Raw genomic sequence first — 11,479 nt, 5'->3', positions numbered from 1 at the left:
TTGGGAGCATTAGCACATTTGCCACACCGCAAAGCATGGCATTTAAAGTTAGTCGTCAGCTTGCATGATGTCGCTCTAGCAAAAGACTTAACCCAAGTACTCAATGGAGAATATCACGCTGTCCTGGCTGGCAAACCCTCAGAGGTAAAAGTAGAAGTCCTGAAAGTTGTTCCCGAAGGAATGGGGGCATTGTTTGGCCAAGCACTACCGAAGAAATTAACAGTTATCGACTTTGGTAATGGCACAACACTATATTCTCGATACACCCAAGGCAAGCGGGAAGTACACACTCCTTACCCTGTGGGTGTAGAAGTTCTCATCGATGAAATTGCCCAAAAAATGAAACATCTCAATGGCGGCAAGCTAGGAGATCCATCGAAAGTACGGTATGCCCTGGAGATGGGACACACCAGATATAGCCGTGACATTGATATTAAAGATGTGTACACAGCTTGTTTTAAAGATTGGTATGAGAAGTATTTGAAAAAAGTAGTGGGTATGGCGTTGGATGCCAAACACCAAGGTGATGAAATCTGGGCGATTGGTGGCGGCTGTCTATTGCCAGGGTTTAAAAAACTTTTAGAGAAAAATGGGTTTAAAGTCTTAGACAATCCAGTAGAGGCTAATGCTGCGGGATTACTAGAAATGGCAAAAGCGATAGTCAACAAAAATTAGTAAATCAACCCAGTAGGACAAAGCAATGGCTAATAATCAAGATGATGTCTTAGACAAAGTACGCATTAGAAATAGTTATCGTCAACGCATACTAGCAGAGGCTAAACAATTGGACAAAAGCTATGTGGAAACTATTCATTTCATTATCGATTGCTATTTTGCATTCAAAAAAGGAGTGTTAACTACACAGCAACCAATAGCTTATACGTCCGATTTCAACGGAATAGATGTCAAGTCAGAAGTATCTCAACAGTCTGTTACTAATGTATCGACCTACGCTGAACAGGAGGATAATGAGGGTAAAACATTCAGCCTGGATTTTGATTTGTAGATGAGAACCAGCCTATTGTGGCGAGAGAGGGATTAGCACCCAGTCAGTTAAATCAAATTTTGATTTTGTAAAATAGGTAAACTTATGTCTTACAGTGATTTTACCCTCAAGAAAGTGAAAGCTGAATTTAATCTCACCATAGTTGAGCGTCCCACCTTTCTTGAATATATTGAACCTATAACTCCAAGTGATTTTTTATCGACATTTCTAGAAAAGCACTTACCATTAGCTCTAGCGGTGAACACTGAAAAAGCTAGATCCGAATGGTTGATATCTCCAGTTCTTTTAGAAATTAAAGATACATTATCTAACGAAATTAGCTTATTTTCCGGCACAGATTTCACAGTTGATTCTTCTGTTGGACTAAACGGAGTTTGTGATTTTCTCATTAGTAAATCAACAGAACAATTATTTATTGAAGCTCCAGCAGTGGTAATAGTGGAAGCCAAAAGAGAAGACTTAAATGCAGGGTTAGGACAGTGTATTGCGTCTATGATTGCTGCTCAAAAGTTTAATCAACAAAATCAGACTCCTATTCCCACAATTTACGGAACCGTCACTACAGGAGATCGCTGGAAATTTCTCAAATTAGAAGACACTATCGTTACTATTGGGTTGCTAGAGTATAACATTCCTCCAGTTAATCAACTGCTAGGTATGCTAACAAGCTTTGTATCTTAGAGTGAACTACCTACACTGACCTTGCGGTACAGTGTAGGCTTCCCAATTCAATGGGGATTGCCTCAACCTTCGTAGATTTTTTACGTCCCGAAGATTTTGGTCTTACATCCCCTCCAAGGGCAGAAGAGCTAGTTCCTAACTCCAAAAGTCGCAATCCTTCATTTCTAATATTTATTGCAGCATTAATATCTCTATCATGCTGTTTGTTGCAGTGTGGACAATCTACAAACCTGACACCCAAGGAATTATATCCTTTCTGTAGCATTGGGATAGGTAGTAGCATCTCGCTACAAAGTCGAGAAGATGGGAAGAAACGACCTATTTCTTGATAGGTATGTCCAAATTTCTCTGCTTTGTACTTGAGCATAGTTTGAAACATTCCCCACCCTTGGTCTGATATTGATGAAGCCAAGTTGGAGTTTTTTACCATGTTCTTAACTGCCAAATCTTCTACACAAATAACTTGGTTTTCGTAGGCTATTTTGCGAGATAACTTATGTAGAAAATCTTCTCTTACTCTAGCTATTTTGCTAGAAACTTTTGCTACTAAACGTTTAGCCTTCTGACGTTTTTTAGATGTTTTATCCGTCTTTTTAGCTAGTTTTTTCTGTTTACGCTTTCTATTCTTTTCTAATTTCGCTAATTGTTTTTTTGGAAGGTCATACTTAGAACCTTCGGAAGTTATAGCAAAATTCTTTAATCCTAAGTCAACCCCTATAGCGTCTCTAACTGCTATTACAGGCTGATCCTCTTGATTAAACAAAATAGAAGCATAGTATCTACCATCTGCATTTTTTGATATTGTTACTGTTGTGAATTTTGCATCTGGTAGCTGTTTGTGAAATACGGTTTTCACTAATCCCAAATTACCAGGAAATTTGATTACAGAATCATCTGGTATCAGTTTCACGTTTTGGGGATATTGAATTGATTGTTTACCATGCTTAGATTTAAAGTTAGGAAATTTAGCACGACCTTCAAAGAAGTTGACAAACGCACTAGAAAGATTGAATGTTACTCGTTGTAACACTTGACTGTATGCAAGTCCCAACCATTCATACTCTTTTTTCAACCCCGGAAGCAAATTATCCATTGCTGCTTTAGAAAGACCCTTACCAGTTTCTTTATACGCTGTAGTTGTGGCATTAAGCATATAATTCCATAACCATCGGCTATTACCAAAACACTGGGATAAATATGATTCTTGCTCGTCAGTGGGATAAATTCTAACTTTAACTGCTCTATACATGGTATCGACCTTACCATATTTATATATTTATAGTAATACCCATTGTCACGGTTGTGTTAACTGAAAACAGAATATTTTGCTCGTCTCGTCGCTGTAGTCTTTTCCTGTTTTCGCTACGCTCAAAATCGTCAAGACTACGCAACTCGACTCACTCGCAATTCATCTCAACACCTCCCTATCGGGTAGGTGTGAGCCTTCTTGCTGATTCAGGTAAGTTCGGGGCAATTCCAACAAGATGCAAGGGCAAATACCCTGTCTAACATCCTTCACCCAACCCACGGGCAACTGCCAGCCCGATGAAGCTCTACGGCGAGGTCAAAAGCAGCAAACTTTTGTGGGTCTGTTTTTACTTCTGGGAAATCTTTGGTGTTGGGGTTGGCGCGGAGATGTGGGTTTTGAATTAGAGCCAATCGCTGGTAATAGTAATGGATTAGTTCAGGCTTGCTTAGTTCACGTTCTAGCTTTTCTTTCGGGTTTTCCAATTCTAAAATTGGAGAGTTAACTTGATTTTTTGATTGGTTAATAGTAAGTATTTTGATTAAATAGTTTTTGATTGTCTATCCCAACATTAAAGCAACAAACCTGGAGTTGGTCGGAAAAGGCTAAAACTTCGATTTCTCGGAATATCTCGGATCATCCTTTGAGGCGATCGCTGCATACTGGGCTGTTTAACTTAAACTTTGCATGGGTTTGTCGATAATCCGCATAATGCTTCTTCTGGCGAATCACCAAAGGCATACTGATCAACAGTAGAATTGATGGCAATGTAGCAATCAATACTACCATCATCAAGGTGATAAGTACCAGGGTGACGGGGAACGACGAAATAAGTTTTTTCTGAGTCGTCAAAATGTTCTGGTGCTACCACCTCTAAAGCGATTCCAGCCTCCAATGCGAAAGCGTTAAATTGCTGTTCAAGACGATTATCAAGCACATGTTCTTCGTCTTCGATTTTGTTTTCGACTAAATGCAAAATCTCTCTTTCGCTAACCTTTGATCCATTTACAGCCAACCAAATTCTTCTCCAATTGGGTTCTCTTCGGTGAGGTTCAACTTGAATGGACACCTCCTTCCCGCAAATTGTTCGAGAACTACTTTTTAATGTTCCAAGAGCCTCAGACTTGAGAGATACAAACAAGTCTGAAATTTCTTGCCACTTGGCACATCCATTGAATTTTTTAAATTTCATGGCAACTCCTGGTTCTTAACTGCGAATTGTCAAAGCCCTGGAAACAACCGCCCCCACACCGAAGTTTCTGACCTTCACCACCAGCCTCAAACACACTGTTGAAACCCCGATGAAGAGCTTGTGTTTCCAGGGTGTTGATGGAGTGGATTATTCCATTTTTTGATAATCAGAAAATAAGCTATTCAACTTATTAACAAATTGACAATACAAACTTTTATTTTCATAAGTACCGCTAGAATTCTCCCATGAATTACAAAGCCTGGGATTAGTGATGGGTAAAATTAAAGCAGAGAAAGCAGCAATCAAAGGGACAAGTAATATTAGGTTCCGAGCATCAGTAATTAAGCCACCAACTTCGCTCAAAATAGGGAAATCGTATTGATGACGATGTGTAATTACTGGGTCTTTGGGTTGATGGTGGACGGGGGGCTGGTTTTGTAAGTTGACATTCGATGAAGTATCTAATTCTAGGATATTCTTTCTCAATACCTCAATTGCTGTAACCACGTCATCTATAGGCTGTCCATCTCTGGCATGAGCAACCAGTATTGCTTCCAAAATTATTAATCTTGACTTTGATGTTAGCAGTATGGGCATCCGTTGATTAGCTTGATTGATAAATTCTTGTTGTTCTTTCAGCAAATTGCTGGTTTCCAGATTATTTACCCATTGTTTCCGAATTAAAAGTTCACGCTCTTGAAGTTGAAAGCTTTGAGAAATACTATTAATCAGCTTCACAATGCTATTGGCAACCCTAGAAAAAGGGCTGAGTGGATGATTATTTTGATTTTGTTCTTGCATAAGGTTGGTTGAATTATAAATTGAAAAAAATAGAGCATCAACAACTGCTGATTGATGCTCTTCTCTGTTACTGGGCAAGAGCAAGCTCCGGCATTGGCAACCACTGACCATCGTGGTAAACAGCCCTACCCACGGGTGACTGGGATGCGATCGCTCTAATTCTCTCCGCACTCAGCCTGCAATCTTTGGGAAGAAAATCTGTACCCAGAAGATAGTTGTAAAGAGCAAGATTATCCTTGTGAACAATCAAAACTGGATTGAAGGACACCCAAAACTGTCGGCTAATTCCCGTTTCGCTGGCGAAGAAACTTGATCCAAGCAACCAAATATAGATACCCGCCGCATTCCCTAAGCACAAATAATTGATGATTTTATTCGCCAACCAAGTTCTGTTGTTTCTGTTTTGACCAAAAAAGTGAAAGATCAACGTACTCTCTGGTAAAACAAGTAATTTTTCACCTTCGAGAGACTCAAATTCAGTAAAACAGTGCCGTATCCACGCCACAAATTTTTCTACATCCGAATCTGTGACGACAGCAGAAGAGTCCTGAATCCACAAAATGTCAGCGCAAGAAGAGTATTGGCTTTTGCTGGAATAGGCTTTGATGTCGATTACATAAACCTTGAGGTTTGGTCGTTGTTGCTTGATACTTTTGATGGACTGATTAGCAAAAACATCTTTGCCAGCACAAGGCGCACCAATGAGCAAGTTGTGTTTAAGAGGGAGCGAAAGGTTAAGAACTGATTGCATATTGCTCTCCTGAAAATGTTAGTTTTGATTACTGTTCAAGCTACCGTCGAATTTATATTTGAGTGGCGAATTTTGAAGCAATCGTTCAATTCCCAAGCGCATTAATTCTGGTGGAATTCCTTCTAAGTTCAATTCATTTTGGATAAACTCATCAATTGTTGATGCTGTAGTTTTCTCTAAAAGAGCTAACAGATGTTGAGCTTGGCTTTTTGGTGTCCCTGATGAATTAGTTTCAGCCTCAAAAGATTGTTTATTGCTTGGTGTAGAATCAATAAACTTGTTAGTGTCGCGGTCATACCCAGAGAAGTTTTTCAATTGGGGCATAGGAAACCATTCATTGATACCGCCGTAATAAACGGCTCGACCTACAGGCGAACTCTGTGCAATCTGCATTACTTGAGTGGAAGTAATCTTGCGATCGCTCGGAATTAACTGTGTGGCGATCATGGCACTGTAAGCCGGGACATTATCTGGAGAAACCAACGCCACTGAGGTTAACTGAGATCGCAAACCCCCAGAAACACCCAAGTCGTCGGTGTGGGGATTTTGAACGACAATCCAGAAATGCCAGCCAGAGCTATCACCGCAAGAACAGTAAGAAATGATTTTGTCCTTGAGCCAACCAATTTCACCCTTGGCATTTTTGAACTTGGAACAAACAGCCGTGCCTTCATCGAGAATGATCAGCTTTGGGCCGGAGATTTTCTGGAACTCGGTAAAGCATTCTTTGACCCAACTGACGGCTTCGGCTGGAGACATTTCAACAATCTTGGCGCGTTTGAGGGTATCAACACGACCATTGAAGTAACCAGTTTCTTTTTCGTCACCTTTGGGGTCAATATAAAAGATATGTATGCCAGGATGTAGCCGCTTGATGGCATCGATGGCATTGCTAATGGTGATGCCCTTGCCGGAACCAGGGACACCAACCCACAGCATATTCGTAACTTTTCTGGCGATGTGAGCGATTAAGTCATATTCAGCATGGGGAGATTTTGTGTAAGTGGAAATTTCAGTATTAATAATGTGATCTATGGTGGAGGAAGCGGATGCTCCCGAATGCACAGGATAAATCTCATCCTGATTAATTTGTGGTGTTAATGCTTGTGTTGTTTGAGAGACTGGAGTTGGTAACTGCGTAAACCGCGCAGGAGGGATACCTAAATTCTGGGGCTTGGTTGCTTGCTGAATTGCTGTAACTTGTTGATAGTTCACTCTGGGGTCGATAGTAACTTGCGCCAAATGCCCAGATAGCTGCTCAGTAGTAGGGAACTGCCCTTTAAGTTGAATAAACCAGTCCAACAACCAACGGTAGGCATAAAATCTTTTTCCAGGCTCAACGGCATTCAGGTATTCGCACACAACATGAGAACATTGCTTGAGCATGGCGAACTCGTATTTCTCCATTGGCTCTAAGTGCAGCATTAACTCGGCAAGCTCATTTTGGTTAGCAAAATATTCTTCCCTGGCAACACTATCACCCATAGCCGAAAGGAAACTGAGGAAGTCGCCACGAATGAATGGAATCGGTGCAAATTGATGAGTATCGTTTAAGTCTTGGACAATTGACCAGAGATAACCAACTCCGGCAACAACCGCACCAATAGGAGCAAGGGGAGATGTGGCATAGCAAACCGCACCAACCGCAGATGTGGCCAAGGTGATGAACTTAGCGAGATTCATTTCATTGCGTTCGTCTGTTGCCCGAACTAACAACTGGTCTTGGCGTTCTTGCAACCAAGAGGCGATGTTACCAGCTTCCAAATACTCAATGCTGGGATAATCGCCACGTAATTGTGCCGTTTCTTGAGTTCCAAGCATTGGTATGGGTGATTCCATTTTTCTTGTCCTAGTGAAGTCTTATCGTGTGGGTTGCAGGGGGGCAGGGTGCAGGGTGCAGGGGGGAGTAATTAACGTTTTATAATCCAAGGTGATGGATTGTTAATGATGGTGACTAGAATGCTGAGAATTCGGTTATATGTAGAGTAAAGCTCTCTAGCTGCTTCAGCATTGAGGTAATTACATTTGACAGCAAACTTCAACCATGTCTGGGTTTCTGCGGCTTCTGCCTCACTTTATAGGCAGGGGAGATTGGGAGCAGGGAGCAGGGGGAGATTTGAAAGTTGTTTCCCTTGCTCCCTGCCCCCTGCCCCCTTGCCTCTTGTTCTCCATGCCTCCGCCATGTTTGCACAAACAGAACGTGATGATCTCCGAATTTGATCAGTTAATGAGTATCTTTCCTCAACTGGGAAAGTTTTAGAAAGCTCAAAAATTCGCATAGCTACATCAAACGCCAGTTTATAAACTTCTAAATCTTCGTGACTTTTAATAGGTTGTTTTTCCATCTCCCCTGCTCCCTGCTCCCCTCCCTATTTAGTAAGTTTCCAAATGCTGTAACCAATTTCTCCTGCTGCCATTGACACAATGTTGTAAACAATGCAAGCCAGGACTATGAGTGGATTGGTGTATTTAAAAGGCCATCTCCCAACGAATGTGGTAGTGATATCTAAAAACCAGAAAAATAAAGCAATCAATCCACCTGCGTAACGCTCTTTCATGCCGGCCCGCTTATAATCGCCCCACAAAGCAACTGTTAGATCGATATTTCCGGTGGGTTTAGTGCCGAGTGTGTATTGTTTTGATTCCTCAAACTCATTTTTGGCACTAGCCGGATCTTTACCGCGCAGAGTCTTAGCTTCCATCACTTGCACGAGTGCAGAGATGCCAAAACTAATCCAAAACAAAACATTAAATGGCAGTTGTAGCCAACCTATCCAACCAATCCATTCGGGTTCAAACCAGGGGAAAATCGGTTTTCCTTGAAATAAAACCTGCCAAATACTATCAGTTGAAAGTAATGTGCCAATCCAAAAACCGATTGCCCCAACTAGCTTATAACCAGATGTGCCGGGAGTGACAAATTGAGCAACAATATACGAAACAAACAGGACTGGCAATGATACCAGAGTCACAATCCATTGAGCTAATAGTTCTAAAATGTCACTGCCATTTTTTTTTGTCTGGGTTTGTGGGTATGGCTCCCGGTTGGATTGTGAATTAGTATCTTTTGGAGTGAGGTATTTCATACTAAAAGTTTTCGATAAAGTGAAGGATTTTTTGCTCTAAAACGTAAGCAATTAAATTGAATAAAAAACATTGATTCATTGAGACTGTAGGAAATATTTGATGAGCTATTACATTAACGCCAAGGTTAAGCAGGGGGAGAGAAAAGAACAAGAAAATAATTTACAATCTATTCCTCCCCTGCCGCCCTTGCCCCCTGCTCCTCATCTTCCCCTGCTTCCCCTGCTCTCTTTTTAACAGCACAAATCGGTAAATCAATTAGAAGAATCTTGATACAGTGGCGAATTTTTACAGGCATTTTTAAATCGATATTTCCATTTCCACTGCCTTTGTTCAATCCGTCCAACACATTTACCAGTTGAGTCATAAACAAAAACGATTTCATCTTCTAAATAACCTGTAGTGTTAGGTCTGGGGTTAAATCGTTTGGAGTCCAAATAATCGTTGATTCGCAACTTCTTGAAAGAGGGCATCACTCCCAGTTCATTAATTTTGTCGGCGGTCGCTGCCCTTTGCTCGGCTTTAATGCGTTCTAGTTCTTCTGATTCTCTGATGGTGATGCCACTGTTGTAAGTTTTGAATTGCGCTGGCAGTTGGGACAACCAAGGACTAATGATTAACCCCATTCCCAGTAATCCCAATAAAGCTTGTTTCTGGTATTTCATTACCAAATTAGTTTGAAACTGGGGCGTATTCATCCAGCAGTTTGCTGAAATTGTCGATAGTATTTGCGATTGGTTCGTCCTTGACTACTATTTCTTCAGCCTGATTCACCACACCTTCTGGTTCGAGTTGAGGAGTTTCAAAACCGACAGCATTTAATATTTCACGTTCTAGACACATGAGTACCTCTTACTGTCTAACTTGAATTTGTTCTGTACTTGTCTGGTTTGGTGCATTAGTCACACGAATGTAAACAGACAATCCAACACACACCATAAAGAAAATAATTGAGAAGCCCAACCAATTTTGTTGAAATAATTTCTGTATTAAGCTGGGGATTGGAGTTGTTTGCTCAACAAAGAGCGTGTCAAATTTTTCATGTCCTGAATCGTTGTTGGTTGAGTAGACTTTTTTTCGGGTGTTGGGACTCCTATTTCATCCAAAAATGCTTTCGGGTCAAAACCAGAGGTCGCACTATTGGTGAGCGTTTGAACTTCTTGTCTAATTTCTTGGGCAGTTTTCAGTCCGTAGTCTTGAGTGATACGTTGTCTGATTTCGGGGTTCTTCGCTAACTGATAGATAAATGCTACTTCCTCCAATCCCGCTTGTGTTTGTTGCTGTAAACTCTCAACATCAAGCTCACTCTTGATTTGGTTGAATAGTTCTTGTTCAAATTGATGAACAGCTAATGCTTTAGCTACAGCCTTACCTGCCACAATGTCCAAGAACGCTTTGAACGTTTCGCGGCTGACTCCTTCAATCTGCAATTGTTCGCTTACACTTTCTATGGCTTGGGTCTGTATATTCGCCAAATTACTACCACCTCCCAATAGCTTCGATTGATCTAGGGTTTTCTGCGCTAGGTTGAACAGCCTCTCTAAGCGATCGCTCACCTCCACATCAAACTCTTCGCCGTCTGGATCAATACTTGGGTCTGTTTTAGCCAACTCTTGCAACCCAGCAAGGATTTTCTCTGAAGGATAACTGGCACTTAATAACTCAAATAATTCTTGGCGGGTGAATGTATCTTTGTTAGACATTTTGTAAATCTCCTGTTAACGGTTTTGTAAATCTAATTTGTTCGACTTCAAACTCTTTGCGGCTGTACTGGGCTTTATTTGTCGCCACAATTGCTTTAGCTAGATTCAATTTATTTGTTCCTTGAGCTAAACCATCAAAGATTTCTCCGACTTTTCCCACTACCCAAACTTGGTAAGGAAGAATTGGTGACGCTCTGAGGCTGTATTGTTCTGCAAAGTTCTTCATCTGTATTTGTGCCAGTTTATACTGAGCTATCGTTTCTGCTACTTCTTCCCAACGTCCCCAAGTTCGATAGCAAATGCCCAAAATTCTCAAAGATTTGGCATTCGTCATGGGTAAAACTAGGGGATTTAATGCAGAATCTGTGTTTTCTTGATTAAAAAGTGCTTCTCTCCATGATTGATTCATTCTAGGTAGTCAATAGTCAAATTAAGTTGGTCAATACCCGTGTCAATATCCGTGTCAAATTGATATTACTTTCACAGTTAACAAACAGTTTGTTAACTGTTAATTGACCTTGCTCTTTTATAATAAAAAACCTGCCATCAGCAGGCTGGAAAAAATCGTGACAATTTCGTGACAAAAATTTCCGCTATTCCTCAAAAAAAATGGCGTAGTTAATTCTGCCTAATTGCTCCCACTCTTTATCTAACCTTTTTAAGTTCCAACGGACATATTGAGGTGTATTATTTACCCAATTACGAATTGTGCGTGGGTCACGCTCAAAAAATGTGGACAACATTCCTTTAAGTTTTTGCTCGGTTTCTGTGTCGTTACCCGCCCATTTATTTAAGAAGTCTAGGAGGTTCATTTTTCTTTTTTCTCCTTTGTCTTATTTGTCTGATATTCCTCAAGACAAAGCTCTAAAAAATTTGGCTAACTAATTATATTAATAATACTGTACTAATCCAGTAAATAAGTAGTTGTTTAGAAATACTCTTCTTGTACAGTATGATGAAAACACAGAACTCAAGAGTCAGTTTCTACAAGAAAGTAGAGCTACACCCGCTATTA

General features: G+C 40.6%; 15 protein-coding genes and 1 pseudogene. 3 read left to right on the top strand and 13 right to left on the bottom strand.

The window, feature by feature from the left end:
• The 3 genes from H6G79_RS32130 to H6G79_RS32120 all read left to right on the top strand — a co-directional run.
• A partial coding sequence (locus H6G79_RS32130) for a hypothetical protein (RefSeq protein ID WP_191049400.1) occupies positions 1-675 on the top strand: 675 nt, incomplete at its 5' end.
• Between the two features lie 25 nt (positions 676-700).
• Positions 701-1,006, top strand: coding sequence for a hypothetical protein (locus H6G79_RS32125; protein WP_190594533.1), 306 nt, complete (start codon positions 701-703; stop codon positions 1,004-1,006).
• An 84-nt stretch (positions 1,007-1,090) separates the two neighbouring features.
• Positions 1,091-1,687, top strand: a complete 597-nt coding sequence (locus H6G79_RS32120; RefSeq protein WP_190594532.1) for a hypothetical protein — start codon at positions 1,091-1,093, stop codon at positions 1,685-1,687.
• A gap of 10 nt (positions 1,688-1,697) precedes the next feature.
• Here H6G79_RS32120 and H6G79_RS32115 read toward each other — a convergent pair whose 3' ends face one another.
• From H6G79_RS32115 to H6G79_RS32055, 13 genes and pseudogenes are all read right to left on the bottom strand, one after another.
• Entirely contained in the window at positions 1,698-2,936 is a 1,239-nt protein-coding gene (locus tag H6G79_RS32115) for an RNA-guided endonuclease TnpB family protein (protein ID WP_190594531.1), read from the bottom strand.
• A 266-nt stretch (positions 2,937-3,202) separates the two neighbouring features.
• Positions 3,203-3,418, bottom strand: coding sequence for a hypothetical protein (locus tag H6G79_RS32110; RefSeq protein WP_190594530.1), 216 nt, complete (start codon positions 3,416-3,418; stop codon positions 3,203-3,205).
• Between the two features lie 191 nt (positions 3,419-3,609).
• Positions 3,610-4,125, bottom strand: a complete 516-nt coding sequence (locus tag H6G79_RS32105) for a hypothetical protein (RefSeq protein WP_190594529.1) — start codon at positions 4,123-4,125, stop codon at positions 3,610-3,612.
• Between the two features lie 147 nt (positions 4,126-4,272).
• Complete coding sequence (locus tag H6G79_RS32100; RefSeq protein WP_190594528.1) at positions 4,273-4,926, bottom strand: hypothetical protein; 654 nt, start codon at positions 4,924-4,926, stop codon at positions 4,273-4,275.
• Between the two features lie 67 nt (positions 4,927-4,993).
• Positions 4,994-5,677, bottom strand: a complete 684-nt coding sequence (locus H6G79_RS32095; RefSeq protein WP_190594527.1) for a hypothetical protein — start codon at positions 5,675-5,677, stop codon at positions 4,994-4,996.
• An 18-nt stretch (positions 5,678-5,695) separates the two neighbouring features.
• Entirely contained in the window at positions 5,696-7,516 is a 1,821-nt protein-coding gene (locus H6G79_RS32090; protein ID WP_190594526.1) for a hypothetical protein, read from the bottom strand.
• A 71-nt stretch (positions 7,517-7,587) separates the two neighbouring features.
• Positions 7,588-8,022 (bottom strand): annotated as a pseudogene (locus tag H6G79_RS32085) (four helix bundle protein).
• Between the two features lie 24 nt (positions 8,023-8,046).
• On the bottom strand, positions 8,047-8,763 hold the full coding sequence (locus tag H6G79_RS32080) for a hypothetical protein (RefSeq protein WP_190594525.1): 717 nt from the start codon (positions 8,761-8,763) through the stop codon (positions 8,047-8,049).
• Positions 8,764-9,015: 252 nt separating this feature from the next.
• On the bottom strand, positions 9,016-9,426 hold the full coding sequence (locus H6G79_RS32075) for a hypothetical protein (RefSeq protein ID WP_190594524.1): 411 nt from the start codon (positions 9,424-9,426) through the stop codon (positions 9,016-9,018).
• Between the two features lie 7 nt (positions 9,427-9,433).
• Positions 9,434-9,604, bottom strand: a complete 171-nt coding sequence (locus tag H6G79_RS32070; protein ID WP_190594523.1) for a hypothetical protein — start codon at positions 9,602-9,604, stop codon at positions 9,434-9,436.
• Between the two features lie 146 nt (positions 9,605-9,750).
• Positions 9,751-10,464 (bottom strand): hypothetical protein, encoded by a 714-nt coding sequence (locus tag H6G79_RS32065; protein WP_190594522.1) that lies wholly within the window; start codon positions 10,462-10,464, stop codon positions 9,751-9,753.
• Positions 10,457-10,873, bottom strand: coding sequence for a hypothetical protein (locus H6G79_RS32060; RefSeq protein WP_190594521.1), 417 nt, complete (start codon positions 10,871-10,873; stop codon positions 10,457-10,459). Before H6G79_RS32060 ends, H6G79_RS32065 begins: the two co-directional genes overlap by 8 nt.
• Positions 10,874-11,057: 184 nt before the next feature.
• Positions 11,058-11,276: a hypothetical protein gene (locus H6G79_RS32055; RefSeq protein WP_190594520.1), complete on the bottom strand. Its 219-nt coding sequence runs from the start codon at positions 11,274-11,276 to the stop codon at positions 11,058-11,060.
• Between the last annotated feature and the right edge of the window lie 203 nt (positions 11,277-11,479).

Source organism: Anabaena sp. FACHB-83, assembly GCF_014697485.1.
Lineage (GTDB): Bacteria > Cyanobacteriota > Cyanobacteriia > Cyanobacteriales > Nostocaceae > Nostoc_B.
The sequence above is the reverse complement of the archived record's forward strand: the minus strand, read 5'-3'. Positions and strand labels throughout refer to the sequence as shown.

Coding starts and splice junctions, on each gene's coding strand:
- H6G79_RS32125 (WP_190594533.1), top strand. CDS start 701: ATGGCTAATAATCAAGATGATGTCTTAGACAAAGTACGCATTAGAAAT.
- H6G79_RS32075 (WP_190594524.1), bottom strand. CDS start 9,426: ATGAAATACCAGAAACAAGCTTTATTGGGATTACTGGGAATGGGGTTA.
- H6G79_RS32070 (WP_190594523.1), bottom strand. CDS start 9,604: ATGTGTCTAGAACGTGAAATATTAAATGCTGTCGGTTTTGAAACTCCT.
- H6G79_RS32095 (WP_190594527.1), bottom strand. CDS start 5,677: ATGCAATCAGTTCTTAACCTTTCGCTCCCTCTTAAACACAACTTGCTC.
- H6G79_RS32090 (WP_190594526.1), bottom strand. CDS start 7,516: ATGGAATCACCCATACCAATGCTTGGAACTCAAGAAACGGCACAATTA.
- H6G79_RS32120 (WP_190594532.1), top strand. CDS start 1,091: ATGTCTTACAGTGATTTTACCCTCAAGAAAGTGAAAGCTGAATTTAAT.
- H6G79_RS32055 (WP_190594520.1), bottom strand. CDS start 11,276: ATGAACCTCCTAGACTTCTTAAATAAATGGGCGGGTAACGACACAGAA.
- H6G79_RS32080 (WP_190594525.1), bottom strand. CDS start 8,763: ATGAAATACCTCACTCCAAAAGATACTAATTCACAATCCAACCGGGAG.
- H6G79_RS32100 (WP_190594528.1), bottom strand. CDS start 4,926: ATGCAAGAACAAAATCAAAATAATCATCCACTCAGCCCTTTTTCTAGG.
- H6G79_RS32105 (WP_190594529.1), bottom strand. CDS start 4,125: ATGAAATTTAAAAAATTCAATGGATGTGCCAAGTGGCAAGAAATTTCA.
- H6G79_RS32060 (WP_190594521.1), bottom strand. CDS start 10,873: ATGAATCAATCATGGAGAGAAGCACTTTTTAATCAAGAAAACACAGAT.
- H6G79_RS32115 (WP_190594531.1), bottom strand. CDS start 2,936: ATGTATAGAGCAGTTAAAGTTAGAATTTATCCCACTGACGAGCAAGAA.
- H6G79_RS32065 (WP_190594522.1), bottom strand. CDS start 10,464: ATGTCTAACAAAGATACATTCACCCGCCAAGAATTATTTGAGTTATTA.